Annotated in this window: 18 protein-coding genes; 10 read left to right on the top strand and 8 right to left on the bottom strand. The window is 72.5% G+C overall.

Annotation, left to right across the window (positions count from 1 at the left end):
* The first annotated feature begins 84 nt into the window (after positions 1-84).
* The 5 genes from AC0B9F_RS09855 (at position 85) to AC0B9F_RS09835 (ending at position 6,286) form a co-directional block, all read left to right on the top strand.
* Positions 85-312 (top strand): hypothetical protein, encoded by a 228-nt coding sequence (locus tag AC0B9F_RS09855; RefSeq protein WP_472000534.1) that lies wholly within the window; start codon positions 85-87, stop codon positions 310-312.
* Positions 313-400: 88 nt separating this feature from the next.
* Positions 401-2,269 (top strand): aKG-HExxH-type peptide beta-hydroxylase, encoded by a 1,869-nt coding sequence (locus tag AC0B9F_RS09850; RefSeq protein ID WP_472000531.1) that lies wholly within the window; start codon positions 401-403, stop codon positions 2,267-2,269.
* Positions 2,270-2,392: 123 nt separating this feature from the next.
* Complete coding sequence (locus tag AC0B9F_RS09845) at positions 2,393-3,616, top strand: arginine deiminase (RefSeq protein WP_472000528.1); 1,224 nt, start codon at positions 2,393-2,395, stop codon at positions 3,614-3,616.
* 94 nt (positions 3,617-3,710) lie between these two features.
* On the top strand, positions 3,711-4,718 hold the full coding sequence (gene argF, locus AC0B9F_RS09840) for an ornithine carbamoyltransferase (protein WP_472000525.1): 1,008 nt from the start codon (positions 3,711-3,713) through the stop codon (positions 4,716-4,718).
* Positions 4,719-4,843: 125 nt separating this feature from the next.
* On the top strand, positions 4,844-6,286 hold the full coding sequence (locus AC0B9F_RS09835) for an amino acid permease (RefSeq protein WP_472000523.1): 1,443 nt from the start codon (positions 4,844-4,846) through the stop codon (positions 6,284-6,286).
* Here the strand turns inward: AC0B9F_RS09835 and AC0B9F_RS09830 are convergent.
* On the bottom strand, positions 6,246-6,698 hold the full coding sequence (locus tag AC0B9F_RS09830) for an ATP-binding protein (protein ID WP_472000520.1): 453 nt from the start codon (positions 6,696-6,698) through the stop codon (positions 6,246-6,248). The genes AC0B9F_RS09835 and AC0B9F_RS09830 overlap by 41 nt on opposite strands.
* Before the next feature lie 271 nt (positions 6,699-6,969).
* On the opposite strand from AC0B9F_RS09830, the gene AC0B9F_RS09825 reads away from it, so the two are divergent.
* Positions 6,970-7,797 (top strand): enoyl-CoA hydratase family protein, encoded by an 828-nt coding sequence (locus AC0B9F_RS09825; RefSeq protein ID WP_472000516.1) that lies wholly within the window; start codon positions 6,970-6,972, stop codon positions 7,795-7,797.
* A 58-nt stretch (positions 7,798-7,855) separates the two neighbouring features.
* On the top strand, positions 7,856-10,198 hold the full coding sequence (locus AC0B9F_RS09820; RefSeq protein ID WP_472000515.1) for a bifunctional salicylyl-CoA 5-hydroxylase/oxidoreductase: 2,343 nt from the start codon (positions 7,856-7,858) through the stop codon (positions 10,196-10,198).
* 51 nt (positions 10,199-10,249) lie between these two features.
* On the opposite strand, the gene AC0B9F_RS09815 is transcribed toward AC0B9F_RS09820, so the two are convergent.
* Positions 10,250-11,083, bottom strand: a complete 834-nt coding sequence (locus AC0B9F_RS09815; RefSeq protein ID WP_472000512.1) for a PaaX family transcriptional regulator — start codon at positions 11,081-11,083, stop codon at positions 10,250-10,252.
* A gap of 42 nt (positions 11,084-11,125) precedes the next feature.
* The gene (locus AC0B9F_RS09810) at positions 11,126-12,709 is read right to left on the bottom strand and encodes an AMP-binding protein (protein WP_472000509.1); all 1,584 of its coding nucleotides are present in this window, start codon (positions 12,707-12,709) and stop codon (positions 11,126-11,128) included.
* 154 nt (positions 12,710-12,863) lie between these two features.
* On the opposite strand from AC0B9F_RS09810, the gene AC0B9F_RS09805 reads away from it, so the two are divergent.
* The gene (locus AC0B9F_RS09805; RefSeq protein ID WP_472000507.1) at positions 12,864-14,042 is read left to right on the top strand and encodes an acyl-CoA dehydrogenase family protein; all 1,179 of its coding nucleotides are present in this window, start codon (positions 12,864-12,866) and stop codon (positions 14,040-14,042) included.
* A complete protein-coding gene (locus tag AC0B9F_RS09800; protein WP_472000505.1) occupies positions 14,039-14,437 on the top strand; it encodes a RidA family protein in 399 nt (132 codons plus the stop codon). The genes AC0B9F_RS09805 and AC0B9F_RS09800 overlap by 4 nt, the downstream gene beginning before the upstream one ends.
* 249 nt (positions 14,438-14,686) lie before the next feature.
* Here AC0B9F_RS09800 and AC0B9F_RS09795 read toward each other — a convergent pair whose 3' ends face one another.
* The gene (locus AC0B9F_RS09795) at positions 14,687-14,881 is read right to left on the bottom strand and encodes a DUF5999 family protein (RefSeq protein WP_472000503.1); all 195 of its coding nucleotides are present in this window, start codon (positions 14,879-14,881) and stop codon (positions 14,687-14,689) included.
* 258 nt (positions 14,882-15,139) lie between these two features.
* Here AC0B9F_RS09795 and AC0B9F_RS09790 point away from each other — a divergent pair, with 258 nt between their 5' ends.
* Positions 15,140-15,613, top strand: a complete 474-nt coding sequence (locus tag AC0B9F_RS09790; protein ID WP_472000501.1) for a DUF6299 family protein — start codon at positions 15,140-15,142, stop codon at positions 15,611-15,613.
* A gap of 65 nt (positions 15,614-15,678) precedes the next feature.
* Here AC0B9F_RS09790 and AC0B9F_RS09785 read toward each other — a convergent pair whose 3' ends face one another.
* The 4 genes from AC0B9F_RS09785 to AC0B9F_RS09770 all read right to left on the bottom strand — a co-directional run bounded on the left by AC0B9F_RS09785 (position 15,679) and on the right by AC0B9F_RS09770 (position 21,214).
* Complete coding sequence (locus AC0B9F_RS09785) at positions 15,679-16,131, bottom strand: nucleoside deaminase (protein WP_472000911.1); 453 nt, start codon at positions 16,129-16,131, stop codon at positions 15,679-15,681.
* 355 nt (positions 16,132-16,486) lie between these two features.
* Positions 16,487-17,299: a xanthine dehydrogenase accessory protein XdhC gene (xdhC, locus tag AC0B9F_RS09780; RefSeq protein WP_472000500.1), complete on the bottom strand. Its 813-nt coding sequence runs from the start codon at positions 17,297-17,299 to the stop codon at positions 16,487-16,489.
* Position 17,300: 1 nt separating this feature from the next.
* Positions 17,301-19,727, bottom strand: a complete 2,427-nt coding sequence (xdhB, locus tag AC0B9F_RS09775) for a xanthine dehydrogenase molybdopterin binding subunit (protein ID WP_472000498.1) — start codon at positions 19,725-19,727, stop codon at positions 17,301-17,303.
* On the bottom strand, positions 19,724-21,214 hold the full coding sequence (locus tag AC0B9F_RS09770) for a xanthine dehydrogenase small subunit (RefSeq protein WP_472000496.1): 1,491 nt from the start codon (positions 21,212-21,214) through the stop codon (positions 19,724-19,726). Before AC0B9F_RS09770 ends, xdhB begins: the two co-directional genes overlap by 4 nt.
* Between the last annotated feature and the right edge of the window lie 391 nt (positions 21,215-21,605).

Below are 21,605 nucleotides of genomic sequence, written 5' to 3'. Positions count from 1 at the left end.
TACGGTTTTCGACCTGGGCAGGAATGGCCATGATGGAAAAGGACGCGGGGCATTGCGTGCCACCGTGCGAGAAGGGGGACCGTCTTGGACCAGCTGCCCGCATCGCAGCAAGCCGCAGCCGTACGTGAACCGGGCCCCGCCCTGGGGGCCGACGGCTGGGAGTCGGATCTGGCCGACCTCGCGGCGCTGCCCCTGACCGAGGTGGACGGCCTCACCCCGCTCGACCCCGCCCACCGCCTGCTGCGGGAGGTGCTGCGCGCCCGCGGAGGCATGCGCGGCGGGAACGAAGGGGGCGGCGCGCGGGCCGAGTAGGCCGGGCACGCCCCCCGGCCGAGGGGCACGCCAGGTCCGTGACGTACACCGGGCCCCCGCACGTCCGCCCCCGCGACCGGAGGTCTCGATGACCAGCGAGCAGAGCCAGGCCCACCTTCGCATGCCCGCGGCGCTCTTCGCGGAACTCGCCGCCGGCGGGGGCTCGGCGGAGGCGGTGGCCCAGCTGGAACGGGGCGAACGGACCCGCCGGCTGCTGCTCCTGCGCACCGTGCTGGACCGTTTCGCCGCCTTGCCCACCCCGCTGACTCCGCTCGCGGAGGCCTGGCAGGTCGTCACGGAAGCCGCCGCGCGGGCGCCGGAACCGGTGGACCGGCTGCTGCTCGCCCCCGCCACCGGCGGCTGGCTCGCGCACGTCCTGCGCCGGCTGCACGGCACGGCCTCCGGACCGGCCCTGTGGGCGGAGACGGGCCACCTGTGCGCCCTGGCCGTCTCGGCCTCGCTGCTCGCCGGGACGGCGGCGGAACTGCGCGTCCCGCTCACCGACGGCTGTCTGGCCCTCCCGGGCCTCGGTCTGGCCCGGCTCCCGGGCGCGCGAACGGGCCTGACGACCGGGCAGGCCGTCACCCACGACGGAACGCTGACCCTCAGCGCCGCGCGAGGCCCCGCCGGCCCGGCGCCCGTGACGATCCGCCCCGCGACCGTCACGCTGGGCACGGACAGCGACCGCTCCCGCGACACCGCCACCCCGGCCGCGCCCACCACGAGTGCGTCGCGCGGCACCGGTGCCCGGGGGGAGCCCGGGGGAGGGTCCTGCGGCACCGGTGCGCGGGGCGAGCCCGACGCCCCGTCCCGCACCGCCCCGTCCCGCACCGCCCCGTCCCACCCCGACCCGTCCCAATCCCACTGGCTGCCGTTGCGCGTGCTCAGCGTGCGTACCTCCGCCGGGCGCGTTGCCGTACTCCTGGACGACCTCGACCCCTATCGGGACCTCGACGATCCGCTGCCGCCGGCGCGGCTGGAGGAGGGGGAGGCGGGGGCGTGGCAGCGGGTGTTCGAGGACGCTGTCGCCCTGCTCGACGGTCAGGGCCGCCCGGGGCCGGGGCGGATCGAACCGGCGCTGATACGCGCCCTCGTGCCGTACGGCCGTACCGCCGCGACACCGCCCGCCCCGCCCGTCGTCCCGGTGTCCGCCTCCAGCGGCGACTCCTACGGCGGCATGGTGATCTCCCGCCCGTCCTCGGCGCTCGCCCTCGCCGAGACCCTCGTCCACGAGTTCCAGCACAGCAAGCTGGCCGCCCTGCTGCACCTCTTCCCGCTGCTCGACGACGACCGGGAGGAGCGGTACTACGCCCCCTGGCGGGCCGACCCGCGCCATCTGACGGGTCTGCTGCACGGCGCGTACGCCTTCACCGGCGTCGCCGGCTTCTGGCGGGACCGGCTGGCCGGCGCCCGCGACGACCGGGCGGCCGACACCGCCGGCTACCACTTCGCCCTGCGCCGCCTGCAGAGCCGCCTCGTGGTGCGCACCCTGCTGACCAGCGACCGCCTCACCGTCCAGGGCCGTGCCCTCGTCTCGGGCCTCGCGGCCACGCTGGACGGCTGGCTGCGCGAACCGGTCCCGCCGGCCGCCCTCCGCCGGGCCCGTACGGCGGCCCTGCTGCACCGCACGGAGTGGCGCCTGCGCAACGTTGCCGCACCGGCCTCGCCGGAACCGCCCCACCCGCTGCGTTTCCGCGCGGACCGCACCTTCTGGCCCGACCTGCGCACCCACGCCTTCGCCACCGCGCCCACGACGCCGCGCACCCCCGACGAACACCTGGCCGCCGGCGACCCCGCCACCGCGCTCACCGGCTACACCGAACTCCTGACGGCCCGCCCGGCGGAACCCCACACCCTGGCCGGCTGGATCGTCGCCCGGGCCGCCGCCCACCCGGGCCGCACCACCCGTCACCTGCTCGCCCGCCCCGAACGACTCCAGCCGCAACCCGCCGCGTAACCGCCGCCTCCTTGGCCGAATGCCCCTCTTCTCCCGATGTGGGGAGAGGGTCTCCTCAAGCCCGGGCGAAGAGAAACGCGCGAGTGGCGGGTCAAGACGGGAGCCGGTGGTCAGGATGGAGGCATGGGATTCCACGTCGACTCCGAGGCCGGGCGGCTGCGCCGCGTGATCCTGCACCGGCCGGACCTCGAGCTCAAAAGGCTCACGCCCAGCAACAAGACGGCGCTCCTCTTCGACGACGTGCTCTGGGTGCGCCGGGCGCGCGCCGAGCACGACGGGTTCGCCGACGCACTGCGCGACCGCGGCGTCACCGTGCACCTCTTCGGCGACCTGCTCACCGAGACGCTGGAGATCCCGGCGGCCCGGTCACTGGTCCTGCAGCGCGTCTTCCACGAGAAGGAGTACGGCCCGCTCGCCACCGACCACCTGCGCGCCGCTTTCGAGACCCTCCCGGCGCGCGAGCTGGCCGAGGCGCTGGTCGGCGGGATGACCAAGCGGGAGTTCCTGCAGGAGCACGCCGAGCCGGTCTCCGTCCGCTTCCACGTCATGGAGCTGGACGACTTCCTGCTGGCCCCGCTGCCCAACCACCTCTTCACCCGCGACACCTCCGCCTGGATCTACGACGGCGTGTCCGTCAACGCCATGCGCTGGCCGGCCCGGCAGCGCGAGACCGTGCACTTTGAGGCGATCTACCGGCACCACCCGCTCTTCTGCGACGAACCGTTCCGCCGGTGGTCCGAGGGCCAGGCCGACTACCCGTCCACCATCGAGGGCGGCGACGTGCTGGTCATCGGCAACGGCGCGGTGCTGATCGGCATGAGCGAGCGCACCACCCCGCAGGCCGTGGAAATGCTCGCGCACAAACTGTTCGCGGCCGGCTCGGCCCGCACCATCGTGGCGCTGGACATGCCCAAGCGGCGCGCGTTCATGCACCTGGACACCGTGATGACCATGGTGGACGGAGACACCTTCACCCAGTACGCGGGCCTCGGCATGCTGCGCTCGTACACCATCGAGCCCGGCGCCGGCGAGAAGGAGCTGAAGGCCACCGACCATCCGCCGGAGCACATGCACCGCGCGATCGCCGCCGCGCTCGGACTGAGCGAGATCCGCGTGCTCACCGCCACCCAGGACGTGCACGCCGCCGAACGCGAGCAGTGGGACGACGGCTGCAACGTGCTCGCCGTCGAGCCGGGCGTCGTCGTCGCCTACGAACGTAACTCCACGACCAACACCCACCTGCGCAAGCAGGGCATCGAGGTGATCGAGATCCCGGGCAGCGAGCTGGGCCGGGGCAGGGGAGGACCCCGGTGCATGAGCTGTCCGGTGGAGCGGGACGCCGTCTAGCCGGCGCTGCAGCCATGGGCTTCCGTATATAAATGCTGAGGATCGTATAGACTTCCAATAGTCAGCCGTTCCCCCGTCCCTCTGGAGCGCCCCCATGGCGACAGTCCCGACCGCCCTCGCCGGCCGCCACTTCCTCAAGGAGCTGGACCTCACCCCCGAGGAGTTCCGCGGCCTGGTGGAGCTGGCCGCCGAGCTGAAGGCCGCCAAGAAGGCCGGGACCGAGACGCAGCACCTGCGCGGCAAGAACATCGCGCTGATCTTCGAGAAGACCTCCACCCGCACCCGCTGCGCGTTCGAGGTCGCCGCCGCCGACCAGGGCGCCCACACCACCTACCTGGACCCGTCGGGCTCCCAGATCGGCCACAAGGAGTCCGTGCGGGACACCGCGCGCGTGCTGGGCCGGATGTTCGACGGCATCGAGTACCGCGGCGACAGCCAGGACAAGGTCGAGGAGCTGGCAGCCTACGCCGGCGTGCCCGTGTTCAACGGGCTCACCGACGACTGGCACCCCACCCAGATGCTCGCCGACGTGCTCACCATGACCGAGCACAGCGCCAAGCCGCTCACCGAGATCGCCTTCGCCTACCTCGGCGACGCCCGCTTCAACATGGGCAACTCCTACCTGGTCACCGGCGCCCTGCTCGGGATGGACGTGCGGATCGTCGCCCCGAAGTCCTACTGGCCCGCCCAGGAGATCGTCGACCGGGCCCGCGAGCTGGCCGGGTCGACCGGCGCCCGCATCACCCTCACCGAGTCCTTGGAGGAGGGCGTCGGCGGCGCCGACTTCGTCGCCACCGACGTCTGGGTGTCCATGGGGGAGCCCAAGGACGTCTGGGACGAGCGCATCACCGCCCTCGCCCCGTACGCCGTGACCATGGACGTGCTGCGCGCCACCGGCAACGCCGACGTGAAGTTCCTGCACTGCCTGCCGGCCTTCCACGACCTCGGCACCAAGGTCGGGCAGGAGATCTTCGAGACCCACGGCCTGGACTCCCTCGAGGTCACCGACGAGGTCTTCGAGTCCGCCCACTCGGTGGTCTTCGACGAGGCCGAGAACCGGCTGCACACCATCAAGGCCGTCCTCGTCGCCACGCTCGCCTGACTCTCCCGCCAGAGTCTGCCTGACCAGCAGGCCTTATGCTGTCCGGCGGCCCGGAGCCACCCCTTCCGTGGCCGTCGCGCGCCCCACCCGGGCGCACTCCGTCCCCAGAAACGAGCACCACCCGCATGCCCCGCATCAAGTCCCCCGCGCTCCTGGTCGCCGAATCCGGCGCCGACCGGGACGGCCACGGCCTGAAGCGCACGATGGGCCTGTCCCAGCTCATCTGCTTCGGCGTCGGCGCGATCGTCGGCACCGGCATCTTCGTCGGCCTCTCCGACTCCGTCGCCCAGGCCGGGCCCGCCGTCGTCGTCTCCTTCCTGCTCGCCGCGGTCACCTGCGTCTTCACCGCCTTCTCCTTCGCCGAGCTGGGCGGCGCGATCCCGGTCTCCGGGTCGTCGTACTCCTTCGCCTACGCCGGCCTCGGCGAGACCACCGCCTTCCTCGTCGGCTGGTGCCTGCTCCTCGAATACGGCGTGTCGATCTCCGCCGTCGCCGTCGGCTGGAGCCAGTACGTCAACGAACTGCTGCACAGCATCACCGGCTGGCAGCTGCCCGCCGCCCTGTCCGCCGGGCCCGGCGAGGGCGGGATCGTGAACCTGCCCGCCGTGATCGTCATCGCGCTGGCCTGCGTGCTGCTGGTGCGCGGGGTGCGCGAGAGCGCCCGCGCGACCGCCGCGATGGCCGCGGTCAAGCTCGCCATCCTGCTCGCGTTCTGCGCCATCGGCTTCTACGCCTTCAAGGACGGCAACCTCACCCCGTTCGCGCCGGCCGGCCTCGGCGGCATCGGCGCGGGCACCACGGCCGCGTTCTTCTCCTACATCGGCTTCGACGCGATCACCACGGCCGGCGAGGAGGCCAAGAACCCGCGCCGGGACATCCCCGTGGCCATCCTGGTCTGCATGGGCGTGGTCACCGTGCTGTACTGCGCCGTCGCCCTCGCCGCCACCGGCGCCGTCGGCGGCAAGGAGGTCGGCGGCCGGCCCGCCGCCCTGTCCTACGTCGTCAACGAGGTCACGGGCTCCACGGTCGGCGGCGGCATCATCGCCTTCGGCGCGGTCGTCGCCATCGCCTCGGTGACGCTGGCCGTGATGTACGGCCAGAGCCGCATCCTGATGTCGATGTCCCGGGACGGGCTGGTCCCGCGCGTCTTCGAGAAGGTCTCGCCGCGCACCTCCACCCCCGTCGCCGGCACGATGATCATCGCCGTCGTCTTCGCGGTCCCGGCCGCCTTCGCCTCGCTCGACGCGGTGGTCGACCTGTGCACCATCGGAACCCTCGCGATCATGGCCGTGGTCAACATCGCCGTCATCGCCCTGCGCCGCCGAGAGCCGGGCCTCGCCCGCACCTTCCGGGTGCCGCTCTACCCCGTACTGCCCCTGCTCGGCGTCGCCTTCTGCCTGTACCTGATGTACGAGACGGGCTGGAGCGCCTGGCTCCAGTTCGCCGCCTTCCTGGTCGTCGGTCTCGGCGTGTACGCCGCCTACGGGCGCCGCCACTCACGGCTCGCGCGGCAGCGGGCCGCCGAGGTCACGCCGGACGCCGCTGAGCGGGAACCACTGGGAGTCTGAACCACACCGCCTTGCCGGAACCGGTGGGGCGGTGCCCGCACGACGAGCTGAGCGCGCGGATCAGCAACAGCCCGCGCCCGCCCTCCTGCCACGGATCGGGCACCGCGAGGGTGGGCCGGGTCAGATCGCCCGGCGGCGCCGGGTCCGGGTCGTGCACCTCCACCTGGCAGCCGGACGGCAGCAGCTCCACCACCAGCTCTATCGGGGAGCCCCCGGCGGTGTGCTCCACGGCGTTCGCGACGAGCTCCGCCGTCAGCAGCTCCGCGGTGTCGCTGTCCGCCCCGTGCTCCAGCTCCGCCAGGGCCGTGCGCACCAGGGCACGTGCCACCGGCACGGCCGCGGCGGTGTGCGGCAGCGCGATGCGCCAGGAGGCCGACGAGGTGGGGGGTTCGTACACAGCGAGTCCGTTCATCAGCAGGCTGTCCTGCTTTCAACGTATGAAGGATACGGCGCCGCCCCCGTGAGCCCTCGCCCGGGCGGCGGTCGGGTCCGTCGGCCCCGGCACCGGGCGACCTACCCGCGGCCGCGCCCCGCCGCGCACCACAGGACCCACTGTTACCGGGTCATCGAACGGACGTGACGTTCTTCGGCCAATGTCCCGCCCGTCGTATCGCGCCCTCGTGACGACGGTCACCGAACGGTGATAGCTTCGTCGGGTAGCGCTCAGTGAGGAGGCCGCCCGCATGAGTCCCTTCACCGGCTCCGCCGCCCGCACCCCCGCCTGGGAACACCTGCGGGTCGAGCGTGCCGACGGAGTCGCCACCGTCACCCTGGCCCGCCCCGACAAGCTCAACGCCCTCACCTTCGGCGCCTACGCCGACCTGCGCGACCTGCTGGCCGAACTGTCCCGCGAGCGGTCCGTACGGGCGCTGGTACTGGCCGGCGAGGGCCGCGGCTTCTGCTCCGGCGGCGACGTCGACGAGATCATCGGCGCCACGCTGTCCATGGACACGGCCCAGCTGCTCGACTTCAACCGGATGACCGGCCAGGTGGTCCGCGCGATCCGCGAGTGCCCGTTCCCGGTGATCGCCGCGGTGCACGGCGTGGCCGCCGGCGCCGGAGCGGTACTGGCCCTCGCGGCGGACTTCCGGGTGGCCGACCCGTCGGCCCGGTTCGCCTTCCTCTTCACCCGCGTCGGCCTGTCCGGCGGCGACATGGGCGCCGCCTACCTGCTGCCCCGCGTCGTCGGCCTCGGCCACGCGACCCGCCTGCTCATGCTCGGCGAACCGGTCCGCGCCCTGGAGGCCGAGCGCATCGGCCTGATCAGCGAACTGACGGAGGACGGCCGAGCCGACGAGGCCGCCCGGACCCTGGCCCGCCGCCTGGCCGACGGCCCCGCCCTGGCGTACGCCCAGACCAAGGCCCTGCTGACGGCGGAGCTGGACATGCCACTGGCGGCCTCGATCGAGCTGGACGCCTCGACCCAGGCCCTGTTGATGAACGGCGAGGACTACGCGGAATTCCACGCGGCCTTCACGGAGAAACGCCCACCGAAGTGGCAGGGGAGGTAGCCAGATGCTTCCTCGCAAGGGGACCGTGCCAACCAAAGGGGCGCGGGGCAGTGTCGATATGCGGCTCCGCCGCGGGGCGCGACCAGCCACGACGAACCCGCAGCCGCCAGAGGAGACCAGCCACCCCCACCGCATCGCGATCGTCGGCGGCGGCCCCGGCGGCCTCTACGCGGCCGCGTTGCTGAAACGCCGGGACCCCACCCGAGAAATCACCGTGTGGGAACGCAACGCCCCGCAAGACACCTTCGGCTTCGGCGTCGTCCTCTCCGACGAAACCCTCGGCGGCATCGAACACGCCGACCCCGTCGTCTACGAAGCCCTCCAGGCGCACTTCACCCGCTGGGACGACGTCGACATCGTCCACCGAGGCACCCGGCACACCTCCTCAGGACACGGTTTCGCCGCCCTCGGCCGCAAACACCTCCTGCAGATCCTGCACGAGCGCTGCCAGGACCTCGGCGTCGAGCTGCGCTTTTGCGAGCAGGCACCGGACGCGGCCACCCTGGCGGCGACGTACGACCTGGTCGTCGCCGCCGACGGAGTCCACAGCACCACCCGCGCGGCGTACGCCGGCACCTTCCGCCCCCGCATCACCGCGCACCGCTGCCGTTACATCTGGCTCGCCGCCGACTTCGCCTTCGACGCCTTCCGCTTCGAGATCGCCGAGACCGAACACGGCGTGATGCAACTGCACGGCTACCCCTATGCGGCCGACGCCTCCACCGTGATCGTCGAGATGCGCGAGGAGGTCTGGCGGGCCGCCGGATTCGACGAGCTGACCGAGAGCGAGTCGATCGCGCGCTGCGCGAAGGTCTTCGCGGACGCCCTCGGCGGCCGGCCGCTGCGCTCGAACAACTCCGCCTGGACCACCTTCCGCACGGTCGTCAACGACCGCTGGTCGCACGGCAACGTCGTCCTGCTCGGCGACGCCGCCCACACCGCGCACTTCTCCATCGGTTCCGGCACCAAGCTCGCCGTCGAGGACGCGCTCGCGCTGACCGCCTGCCTGGAGGAACAGCCCTCCCTCGACCAGGCCCTCGTGGCCTACGAGGAGGAGCGCAAGCCGGTCGTCGCCTCCACGCAGCGCGCCGCCCGCGCCAGCCTGGAGTGGTTCGAGAACCTCGCGCTGTACCTGGACCAGCCGCCCCGGCAGTTCGCGTTCAACCTGCTCACCCGCTCGCGCCGCGTCACCCACGACAACCTCCGCCTGCGCGACGCCCGCTTCACCGTGTCCGTGGAGCGGGAGTTCGGCTGTCCGCCCGGCACCCCGCCCATGTTCACGCCGTTCCGGCTGCGCGACCTGACCCTGCGCAACCGGGTCGTCGTCTCCCCGATGGACATGTACTCGGCCGTCGACGGCGTCCCCGGCGACTTCCACCTCGTCCACCTGGGCGCCCGGGCGCTCGGCGGCGCCGGCCTGGTGATGACCGAGATGGTGTGCGTGAGCCCCGAGGGCCGCATCACGCCCGGCTGCACGGGCCTGTACGACGGCCGGCAGGCCGCGGCGTGGAAGCGGATCGTGTCCTTCGTGCACACGCAGTCGCCCGGCACGGCGATCGGCGTGCAGCTCGGGCACAGCGGGCGCAAGGGCTCGACGAAGCTGATGTGGGAGGGCATGGACGAGCCGCTGCCCGACGGCAACTGGCCGGTGCTGGCCCCCTCCCCGCTGCCGTACAAACCGGGCAGCCCGGTGCCGCGCGAGCTGTCCCGGGCGCAACTGACGGACATCCGGCAGCAGTTCACCGGTGCCGCCGTGCGCGCCGCCCGGGCCGGTTTCGACCTGCTCGAACTGCACTGCGCGCACGGCTACCTGCTCTCCGCTTTCCTGTCCCCGCTGACCAACCGCCGCACGGACGCCTACGGGGGCGCCTTCGGCAAGCGGCTGCGGTTCCCGCTGGAGGTCTTCGACGCCGTACGGGAGGTGTGGCCGGCCGAACGGCCCCTGACCGTACGGATCTCCGCCACCGACTGGGCCGACGGCGGCACCACCGCCGAGGACGCCGTGGAGATCGCCCGCGCCTTCGCCGCGCACGGCGCCGACGCGATCGACGTGTCCACCGGTCAGGTCGTCGCCGAGGAGCGGCCGGAGTTCGGGCGGTCGTACCAGACGCCGTACGCGGACCGGATCCGGCAGGAGGTGGGCGTCCCGGTGATCGCGGTCGGCGCGATCTCCTCCTGGGACGACGTCAACTCCCTGATCCTCGCCGGACGCACCGACCTGTGCGCGCTGGCCCGCCCGCATCTGTACGACCCGCACTGGACCCTGCACGCGGCCGCCGAGCAGGGCTACAGCGGCCCGGGAGCCGTCTGGCCCGCCCCGTACCGCGCGGGCAGCCGCCGCCCGCAGACGGGCCGCACGGACGCCCCGAAACCCCGGCTCGCGCTGGGCGGCGGGCGCTGAACCGATCGCGCCGCGGGCCGTCGAGCCGGCCCGCGCCGCGCGGTCGCCGCGTCAGGCCGCCGGCCGGCCGGGGGCCACGCCCGCGAACTCGCCGCCCGCGTCGCGCAGGCGCTCGTGCAGGGCGTGGAACACCGCCGCCGAGCGCGCCCCCGGCCAGTCGGCGGGCAGCAGCCGCGCGGGCAGCCCGGGGTCGGCGTAGGGCAGGTGGCGCCAGGTGTCCAGGGCGAGGAGATAGTCGCGGTAGGCCTCCTCGGGCGGGGTGCCCGCGCGCTCCTGCCAGGCGTGCAGCACCCGTTCGTGGCGGTCCAGGAACGCCTCGTGCTCCTTGGCGATGGCCGCCAGGTCCCACCAGCGGGCCACCGCCCCGGCCGTCGGCGCGTACCCGAGGTGCTCACCGCGGAAGAAGTCGACGTAGCCGTCCAGACGCAGCCGCTGAAGGGTGTGCCGGGTCTCCTCGTACAGCCGGGCCGGGGCGATCCACACGCCGGGCGCCGCCGTGCCGAAACCGAGACCGGCCAGCCGGGAGCGCAGCACATGCCGTTTCTGCCGCTCCGACTCCGGCACCGAGAACACTGCCAGTACCCAGCCCTCGTCCTCTGGCGGAGCGGTCGCGTAGATCCGCCGGTCGCCGTCCTCCAGCAGCTGCCGTGCCTCGGGCGAGAGCGCGTAACCGGCCGCGCCGCGCTCCGTGCGGGCGGGCAGCAGCAGTCCGCGCCGTTTGAGCCGGGACACCGAGGAGCGCACCGAGGGCGCGTCGACGCCGACCGCGGCCAGCAGCCGGATCAGCTCGGCCACGGGCACCGGGCCCGGGGCGAAGCGGCCGTAGGCGCCGTAGAGCGTGACGATCAGGGACCGGGGAGCGTGCTGGTCGGACACGTTGATCATTTTAGGTCGTCGGTATCGGTGCTGGTCACGTGGCGGTGCGGTTCAGCCGTCGGAGCGCAGCCGGAACCGCTGCAACTTGCCGGTCGCCGTGCGCGGCAGCGCGTCCAGGAAGACGATCTCGCGCGGGCATTTGTACGGCGCCAGCTCGGACTTGACGTGCGCGCGCAGCGCCTCGGCGTCCCGCTCGGCGCCCTCCTCGAGGACGACGTGGGCGACGACGACGTGCCCGCGGTCCGCGTCCGGCCGGCCCACGACGGCCGCCTCGACCACGTCCGGGTGGCGCAGCAGCGCGTCCTCGACCTCGGGCCCGGCGATGTTGTACCCGGCCGAGATGATCATGTCGTCGGCGCGGGCGACATAGCGGAAGTAGCCGTCCTCGTCGCGCAGATAGGTGTCCCCGGTGATGTTCCAGCCGCCGCGGACGTACTCGCGCTGACGGGGGTCGGCGAGATAGCGGCAGCCCACCGGGCCGCGCACGGCGAGCAGTCCGGGCTCGCCTGCGGGCAGTTCGCGGCCCTCGGCGTCCTGCACCCGCGCCTGCCATCCGGGGACCGGGACGCCGGTGGTGCCCGGCCGGGCGTCGTCGTCGGCGGCGGAGATGAAGATGTGCAGCAGCTCGGTGGCGCCGATGCCGTTGATGATTCTCAGGCCGGTCTTGCGGTGCCAGGCGTGCCAGGTCGCGGCGGGCAGGTTCTCACCGGCCGAGACGCAGCGGCGCAGCGACGACACGTCGTGGCCGTCGAGCTCGGCGAGCATCGCCCGGTACGCGGTCGGCGCGGTGAACAGCACCGAGACGCGGTGCTCGGCGATCGCGGGCAACAGGTGCGTCGGGTGCGCCTGTTCGAGCAGCAGCGTGCTGGCGCCCGCGCGCAGCGGGAAGACGACCAGACCGCCGAGGCCGAAGGTGAAGCCGAGCGGGGGAGAGCCGGTGAACACGTCGTCGGCGGTGGGTTTCAGCACGTGCCGGGAGAAGGTGTCGGCGATGGCGAGCACGTCCCGGTGGACGTGCATGCACCCTTTGGGGCGGCCCGTGGTGCCGGAGGTGAAGGCGATCAGCGCCACGTCGTCGGCCGCGGTGTCCACGGCCCGGAACGGCTCCGCGGGCGCGGGGCGGCTGAGGAGGTCGTCGGGGGCGTCGCCGCCGTAGGTGGTGATGGCGAGTCCGGGTATCTCGGCCTTGGCCAGGTCGTCGACGGCGCGGATGTCGCACAGCGCGTGCCGGACCTGGGCGATCTCGCACATCGTGGCCAGCTCGTGCGGGCGCTGCTGGGCCAGCACGGTGACGGCGATCGCGCCCGCCTTCAGCACCGCGAGCCAGCAGGCGGCCAGCCACGGCGTGGTGGGGCCGCGCAGCAGCACCCGGTTGCCCGGGACGACGCCGAGATCGCCGGTCAGCAGGTGGGCGAGCCGGTCGACGCGGGCGCGCAGATCGCCGTAGGTCCAGACGTCCCCGGTGGGGGTGCGGAAGGCGGGGCGGTGGGCCGGGGGGCCTGCGAGGAGGACGTCCGCGCAGTTCAGCCGTTCGGGGTAGCGCAGCTCCGGGAGGTCGAAGCGGAGCTCGGGCCACTGCTCGCGCGGTGGGAGGTGGTCGCGCGCGAAGGTGTCGAGGTGCGCCGAGGTGGTCATGGCGGTTCGCCCCCTTGCCGAGTCGGCCGTGGTGGTGGGCTCGCTTGTCGGGCTCGCTCAGCGGGCTCGCTCAGAAGGAGCGTATCGCCTTGGTGACGACAGTCAACGGTACGCGATATCGTCGGGTCGGAGCCCGTGGGAGAGGGGACCGGCAATGCCCGCATTCTCGCTCGAACCGGAACAGACCGCCTGGTGTGCGGAGCTGCGCACCCTGGCCGCGCGGCGGCTCAGGCCGCTCGCCGAGAAGGGCGAGCCGGGTCACGTCAACCGTGCCCTCGTCGCCGAACTGGGCCGGCTGGGACTGCTGCGCCGCGTGTTCGCCTCCGGCGCGCTCGAGCTGTGCCTCATGCGGGAGTCCCTGGCGTACGCCTGCACCGAGGCGGAGACCGCCCTCGCCCTCCAGGGCCTGGGCGCCCACCCCGTGCACGCCTACGGCACCGAGGCCCAGCGCACCCGCTGGCTCCCGGCCGTCACCGACGGCATGGCGATCGCGGCGTTCGCCCTGAGCGAGCCGGGAGCGGGCTCGGACGCGGGGGCGTTGAGTCTGACGGCGGAGGGGGAGGGGCGGGGGGCAGAAGGTGACGGTGACGGCGCCGTCGCCGAGGCCGACGGGGCCGGGCGCTGGCGGCTCACCGGGGACAAGTGCTGGATCTCCAACGCCCCCGAGGCCGACTTCTACACCGTCTTCGCCCGGACGACGCCCGGGGCCGGGGCCCGCGGTGTCACCGCCTTCCTCGTCCCGGCCGACCGTCCCGGACTGACCGGCAGCCCCCTTCAGATGCTCTCCCCGCACCCCATCGGCGCGCTGCGCTTCGACGCGGTCCCCGTGACCGGCGACGACGTCCTCGGCGAGGTCGACCGCGGGTTCGCCGTCGCCATGGGCACCCTCAATCTGTTCCGGCCCAGCGTCGGCGCCTTCGCCGTCGGCATGGCCCAGGCCGCGCTGGACGCCACCCTCGCCCACACCGCCCGCCGCGGCGCCTTCGGCGGCACGCTGAGCGACCTGCAGGCCGTCTCCCACCAGGTGGCCGAGATGGCGCTGCGCACCGAGGCCGCCCGCCTGCTGGTGTACGCGGCGGCGTCGGCGTACGACGAGAAGGCCCCCGATGTGCCGGGGCGCGCGGCGATGGCGAAACTGCTGGCCACCGAGACCGCGCAGTTCGTCGTCGACACGGCCGTCCAGCTGCACGGAGCCCGCGCGTTGCAGCGCGGTCACCTGCTGGAGCATCTCTACCGGGAGGTGCGCGCCCCGCGCATCTACGAGGGCGCCAGCGAGGTCCAACGCGGCATCATCGCCAAGGAGTTGTACGCCCGACAGGAGGCCGCCGAGTGACCACCGAGCGCATCAACCCGGCCGGGATGTCGCCGCCCGCCGGCTTCTCCCACGCCGTGGTCGCCACCGGCTCCCGCGTGGTCTTCCTCGCCGGGCAGACCGCCCTGGACGCCGACGGCAAGGTCACCGGCGCGACGCTGCCCGAGCAGTTCGCGCGGGCGCTGGCCAATCTGCTGCGCGCGCTGCACGCGGCGGGTGGCAGGCCCGCCGATCTCGCGCGCGTCACCGTCTACGCCACGGATGTCGCCTCCTACCGTGCCCAGGCCGGCGAACTCGGGCGTATCTGGCGGAAGTTGGCCGGCCGTGACTATCCGGCGATGGCGGTGGTCCAGGTCGTGCGGCTGTGGGACGAGGAGGCGCTGGTCGAACTGGACGGGTTCGCCGTTCTGCCTTGAGGCCGCCCGCCGTTGGCCTGCGGCGCTGGGTCGTGTTTCGTCTGCGGGTGCGTTGTGGCTGGTCGCGCCCACGCGGCGGAGCCGCATATCGACACAGCCCCGCGCCCCTTGGATGCCTGCGGCGGCCCGTTGCGGTCCGGTGGCCGGTTGCTGTCGCGCCTGCGGTTCGTTGTGGGTCGGGGCCGGGGTGGGGGTGTCCGTACGCGGGTGCGGCGACGCCGTGGCGTGCGCCGGCGCGCCCCGGCAGGGTCACGCGGCCATGGTGAGGCGTTCCGACGGGGTTCGGTGCGGGGCTACGGCTCGGCCGTCGGGTCGCAGCTCGCCGGTGTCGTCGAAGGCGATCGTGCCGTCGCACAGCAGGTTCCAGCCCTGCTCGGGGTGGGCGGCCACGATGTGTGCGGGGCGGCCGTCGGCCGCGGGGCACGAGGAGCGGTGGGTACACATGGCGCACCTCCACGTGATGAGGCCGGTCGGGTGACCGTCCGTACGCCTCGACGATGCGCTCGCCCGACCGGGTCCGCCAAGGGCCGGCGGGGAAGCGTGACAGCACCAGGACACTCCGGGGACGGTCCCGCGACGGTCGGGGCGCGGATGCCGGGACACACCCGCAAATGCGCGGGACGCGCCACCGAAGGGGTGACGATCACGCGCGCGGGCGCGCCGGGCCGGTACCAGTGGAAACCCCCACCTCAGGAGGTATCCATGACTTTGGCCTCACTGTCCCGCCCGTCGCTGCGCACCGCGCTCGGCACGGCGGCCGCCGCGCTCGCGCTGCTGGCCGCCGCTCCCGCCGCCCCGGCCGCGGCCGACCCGTACGAGACGATCACCGTCGACCCGGTCGGGCGCATCACCGCCGACGGCACCGTCACCGTGTCCGGCACCTACAGCTGCCTCGGCAGTTCGGGCCCGGTGTTCATCAGCGCCGCCGTCTCCCAGAGCGCGCCGGCCAACGGCCCGTACGCCTCGACCATGCGCTACGGCATCGGCGGCACCCGTGCCGTCTGCGACGGCGCCGAGCACACCTGGCAGAACACCGGCAAGGTCGCCACCGACGCTCTGCGCGCCGGCGCGGCCCACGTCGAGACCACCGTGCTGGAGCTGCGCCCCCAGGGTGGTCTCCCGCTGCCCCACTTCCACGCGGCCCGGCAGCAGGACATCACGCTGACGCAGGTCTGAGCCGGGTACGCCGATGCCCCGGCGTCCATCCCGCCGGGGCATCGGCCGTCCGTCTGCGGAGCGGCTCAGTACTCGATACGGTCCGCCTTCGCCAGCCACGCGTCGAACGGGGCCGTGCGGTTCGGCAGGTCCAGGTGCTCGACCCGGGTCGGCCACTGCGACTGGGGCTGCTTCTCGAACAGGTCGTAGAACTTGCGGTCGTCGAAACCGGCCACCGCGGCGTCATGGCGGTCGGCGGCGTAGACGATCGCGTCGACGCGCGCCCACAGGGCGGAGGAGAGGCACATCGGACACGGCTCGCACGAGGTGACCAGGATGCAGCCCGCGAGGGAGAAGTCGCCCAGCTCCTTGCAGGCGGCGCGCATCGCGCTCACCTCGGCGTGTGCCGTGGGGTCAAGAGACGCGGTGACCTGGTTGTTCCCGAGCGCGACGATCTCGCCGTCCTTGGCGACCAGGGCGCCGAAGGGGCCGCCGCCGTTCGCGACGCTGTTGGTGGCCAGGCTGATCGCCTCTTCCATCCAGGCGCGCTTGAGGTCCTGGATGCTCGTTTCCTGAATGTGCGCGGTCACGGCCACTCCTTTTCGGATGCGGTGGGAACAGAGGGGGCAGTCCGAAATGACCATCGCATTGCGGGTGCCGACGAAACTACGACGCGTTGAACTCGTGTCAGGAGTACACCGCCAAACGAGGGGTGTCAGCTAGGGGTGGAAGGCATGAAAACCCCGCAGGCTGAGACGGGGTGTTTGTAGACTTCTACAAGCCACCTGCGGCTAAAACCCACAGCTCAGGTCGCTGGTCGTGGACGTGTCGTCACGCCCCGTGAAAGCCGAAAGGAGCCACAGAGTGGCTCCTCGAGGGGGAATGCGACCGCGCTCAGCGGCCGTCTTGTTCGAACGTCCGCAGCAGGTCGGCCGCGACGCTCACCGCGATCGTGGCGGGCTCCTTGCCGGTGATCTCGGTCAGTCCGATCGGTGTCTTGATCCGGTCGATGGTGGCGTCGTCGTGGCCGCCCTCGGTGGACAGGCGGTGCCGGAACCGCGCCCATTTGGCGGACGAGCCGATCAGCCCGATCGAGCCCAGACCCTCGGTGCGCAGGGCCGCGTCGGCCAGCGCGGCGTCCTCGGCGTGATCGTGCGTCATGATCAGGACGTGGGTGCCGGGCGCCAGCTCCCCGAGGACTTCCTCCGGGAGCAGCGGTATGTGGTGCACATGGACCTGCGCCACCGCGTCCGCGAGCAGCACGCCGAGCCGTTCGCCGGTGAGCATGTCGGCGCGGGTGTCGGTCAGATGCAGATCCAGGTTCTGGCGGGCCAGGATGCGGGCCAGCTCCAGCCCGACGTGTCCGATGCCGAAGATCGCCACCGCCGGCACCACCGGCAGCGGTTCGAGCAGGACGGACACGGCGCCGCCACAGCACTGCACGCCGTGCCGGTTGGTGACCTTGTCGTTGAGGGCGAACTCCATCATCTCCGGCTCCGCGTCGGGCGTGCCCATCAGCTCGCGGGCCCGGTCGATCGCGACCGCCTCGATGTTGCCGCCGCCGATGGAACCCCACGTCTCGGACTGCCCCACGACGAGCTTGGCGCCGGCCTTGCGTGGTGCGTGACCGCGCACGGTCGCGACGGTCACGAGCACACCGGGTTCCCGGTGGGCTCGCAACCGCGCGACCGCGGCCACCCAGGTCATGTCAGGCATTGCTCAGAGCGCTGGCGCCGGTACGGACCTTGTGGCCGTTGTGGCGGGCGTCGCCGTTGAGTGACGCGACACCCGCGAGCCGGGCGTCGCCCTTGCGGGCGTTCTGGATCGCCCAGTACACGGCCTCCGGCGTCGCGGGGGAGGCGAGATCCACGCTGACACCGGCCGGCCCGAACGCCGCGGCGGCCTGCCGCAGCGCCTCGCGCACCGAGAACGCCAGCATCAGCGGAGGCTCGCCCACCGCCTTGGAGCCGAACACCGCGCCTTCTTCGGTGGCGTTCTCCAGCAGCGTGACGTTGAACTCCTCGGGCATCTCCGAGAAGCTCGGCAGCTTGTACGTGCTCGCCGCCTGGGTCAGCAGCCGGCCGCGGTGGGGTCCGTCACTGGTGTCCCAGCGCAGCTCCTCCAGCGTCAGCCAGCCCGCGCCCTGCACGAAGCCGCCCTCGACCTGACCGATGTCGATCAGCGGGGAGAGGCTGTCGCCGACGTCGTGCACGATGTCCACGCGCCGGATGCGGTAGGCGCCGGTGAAACCGTCGACCTCCACCTCCGTCGCGGCGGCGCCGTGGGCGAAGTACTTGAACGGCGAGCCCCGGAACGACTTCGCGTCCCAGTGCAGCCCCTCGGTCCGGTAGAACCCGGCCGCCGACAGCTGCACCCGCTGGAAGTACGCGGTGTGCACCAGGTCGTCCCAGGCGAGCTCCTTGTCGCTGCCCAGGGCGCGCGCGACGCCCTCGACGATGCGCACGTCGGAGGGGTTGGCGCCCAGCTGGGTGGCGGCCACCTGCAGCAGCCGCTCGCGCAGTTGCTCACAGGCGTTCTTGATCGCGCCGCCGTTCAGGTCGGCGCCGGAACTGGCCGCGGTTGCGGAGGTGTTGGGCACCTTGTCGGTCCGCGTCGGGGCCAGCCGGACCTTGTGCAGCGGGATGCCCAGCGTGGTCGCGGCCACCTGCATCATCTTGGTGTGCAGGCCCTGGCCCATCTCGGTGCCGCCGTGGTTGATCAGGACCGAGCCGTCCTTGTAGATCAGCACCAGCGCGCCGCCCTGGTTGAAGGCGGTGAGGTTGAACGAGATGCCGAACTTGATGCCGGTGATCGCGAGGGCCCGCTTGGTGTGCGGGTGCGCGGCGTTGAACGCGGCGATCTCGCGCCGGCGGTCGGCGATGCCGGCGTCCTCCTGCACCTGCTGCCAGACGGTGGAGATCCGCTCGGGCTGCGTGACCGGCTGCCCGTACGGCGTCGTCTGGCCCTGGCCCGGCTGGTAGAAGTTGCGCTCCCGCAGCTCCACGGGGTCCAGGCCGAGCAGCGGTGCGCAGCGGCCCAGGATGTCCTCGATCACCAGCATGCCCTGCGGTCCGCCGAAGCCGCGGAAGGCGGTGTTGGAGACCGTGTTGGTCTTGGCGATGCGTCCGGCGACCCGCGCGTTGGGGATCCAGTAGGTGTTGTCGATGTGGCACAGCGCCCGGGCCAGCACCGGCTCGGACAGGTCCAGGCTCCAGCCGCCGTCGGCGACCAGGGTGGCGTCCAGGGCCTGGATGCGGCCGTCCGCGTCGAAGCCGATCTTCCACGTGGCGTGGAAGCCGTGCCGCTTGCCGGACATCGTCAGGTCCTGCGTCCGGTTGAGCCGGAACCGGACCGGCCGGCCGGTGAGCTTGGCGCCGAGCGCGGCGATGGCCGCGAACCCGTGCGGCTGCATCTCCTTGCCGCCGAAGCCGCCGCCCATCCGCAGGCACTGCACGGTGACCTCGTGGGCGGGCACGCCGAGCACGTGGGAGACGATCTCCTGGGTCTCCGACGGGTGCTGGGTGCTGCTCTGGATGAAGATCTGGCCGTTCTCGTCGACCTGGGCGAGCGCCGCGTGCGTCTCCAGGTAGAAGTGCTCCTGGCCGGCGAACTGGAACTCGCCGGTGAACACGTGCGCCGAGTCGGCGAAACCGGCGTCGATGTCACCGGCCTCCATCAGGGGCTGCGCGCCGTGGTAGCTGCCGACCGCCATGGCGTCCTGCAGCGTGACCAGGGCGGGCAGCTCGTCGAGCTCCACCTCGACGGCCGCGGCACCGAGCCGGGCCGCCTCCAGGGTCTCGCCGAGCACCCAGGCGACGGCGTGGCCGTGGAACATGACCTCGTCGGGGAACAGCGGCTCGTCGTGCTTCATGCCGGCGTCGTTGACTCCGGGCACGTCGGCCTTGGTCAGCACCCGCACCACACCCGGCACGGCGAGCGCGGGCTCGGTGTTCAGCCCGATGATCTGGCCGTGGGCCTTCATCACCTGCACCGGGTAGGCGTGCAGTACGTCCTTGGTGCGCTGGACCAGGTCGTCGGTGTAGAGCGCGGTGCCGGTGACGTGCAGGGTCGCGCTCTCGTGCGGCATCGAGACACCGACGACGGGCTTCTCGGGACGCTCGGACAGATGACTCATGACGACACCGCCTCAGTGGTGGTCTGTGCGTGCAGCTTCAACAGGCTCTGGCCGAGCATCGCGGCGCGGTAGTCGGCGCTGGCACGGTGGTCGCTCATCGGCGTGCCCTGCGTCCGCAGGACCTCCGCCGCGGCCTCGACGGTCTCCGTCACCCACGGCTTGCCCTCGAGGGCCGCCTCGGTGGCGAGCGCGCGGATCGGGGTGGCGGCCACGCCGCCCAGGCCGATGCGCGCCTTGCGGACGATCCCGTCCTCGATGTCGAGGGCGAAGGCGACCGCCACGCTGGAGATGTCGTCGAAGCGCCGCTTGGCGATCTTGTGGAAGGCCGTGACGGGCGACAGCGGCAGCGGGATGCGTACGGCGCGGATCAGCTCGCCGGGACGGCGCACGCTCTGCCGGTAACCGGTGAAGTACTCGGCGAGCGGGACCACCCGCTCACCGTCGGCGTCGGCGAGCACCAGCGACGCCTCCAGCGCGAGCAGCACGGGCGGGCTGTCACCGATGGGGGAGCCGGTACCGAGGTTGCCGCCGAGGGTCGCGCTGTTGCGGATGAGCCGCGACGCGAACTGCGGGAACAGCTCCGCCAGCAGCGGCACGCTGCCGTCGAGGCGCCGCTCGATCTCGGTGAGCGTCTGCGCGGCCCCGATCTCGACGTGGTCCGACCCGACGCGCAGCTCCCGCAGTTCGGGCAGACGGTCGACGGCGACCACGTAACCGGCCCGGCGGGAGCGGATGTTCACCTCCACGCCCCAGTCGGTGCTGCCCGCGACCACCACCGCGTCGGGCCGCTCGCGCAGCAGCCGCAGCGCATCGCTCAGGGTGGCCGGGCGGACGAACGTGCTGTCGTCCTGGACGTATTCGGTGGCGGCCGCCTCCGGCGGGGCCTGCTCGCGACGCCGCGCCAGCGGGTCGTCCTCGGTGGGCGTGCCGACGGCGTACGCGGCATCGCGGATCGGGCGGTAACCGGTGCAGCGGCACAGGTTCCCGCTCAGCGAGTGCAGGTCGAAGCCGTTCGGACCGTGCTCGGCGTCGGCGTCGGCGTCGGCGTCCTGCGCCGCGTCGGAGTCGGTGTGCGCGTGCGCGCAGCGGTCGGGCCGGTAGTACTCGGCGGCCATGCTGCAGACGAAGCCCGGCGTGCAGTAACCGCACTGGGAGCCGCCGCGGACCGCCATCTCCTCCTGCACCGGGTGCAGCGTGGGCGGCGTGCCGGGCTCGCCGGCGGTGGCGAGACCTTCGGAGGTGACGACCTCCTGACCGTCCAGGGCCGCGACCGGAACCAGGCAGGCGTTGATCGCCACCCAGTCGGTGGGCTTGTTCACCCCGGGACGGGCCACCAGGACCGAACACGCGCCGCACTCGCCCTCGGCACAGCCTTCCTTGGTGCCGGTGAGGCCACGGTCACGGAGGAAATCCAGGACCGTCGTGTGGGGTGCGGCCGGGGAAATCGGGGTGGTCTCCCCATTGACCGTGATCCGTGCCGCTACCATGGCACATCCTCATTTCGGAGCGCGGTCGTACAAATGATGCTAGTCGCCATTTCAGGGCTTTCTCTTTCGGTGGCGATGCTGAAGCGTAAGAACCCGGAGCAGACATCAGCACGCGAAGGCGCGCCGAAGGCGGGTGAAGACATCAGAAGACACCGGGGCCACTAACGGACACGCCGGAGAGGAGGGCTGTTCAGCAGCCGTGTGCTACGCGACCCGGGACCCAGACGGTCCGCTGGGCGAGGCGATGCAGGTCGGAGATGATGGACATCCGACTTCGCCTCCTTCCAGCCGTTCTCGAGTCGGTTCGTTCGAAAATACGGTGCGGCGGGTCCGTCGGTCAAGGGCCGGCGCACCGGATCCGCACAGCTCAGGACGTGTCCCAAGGGGCCGA

Source organism: Streptomyces sp. NPDC097129 (genome assembly GCF_055668065.1).
This window is presented reverse-complemented; position numbering and strand designations above follow the sequence as displayed.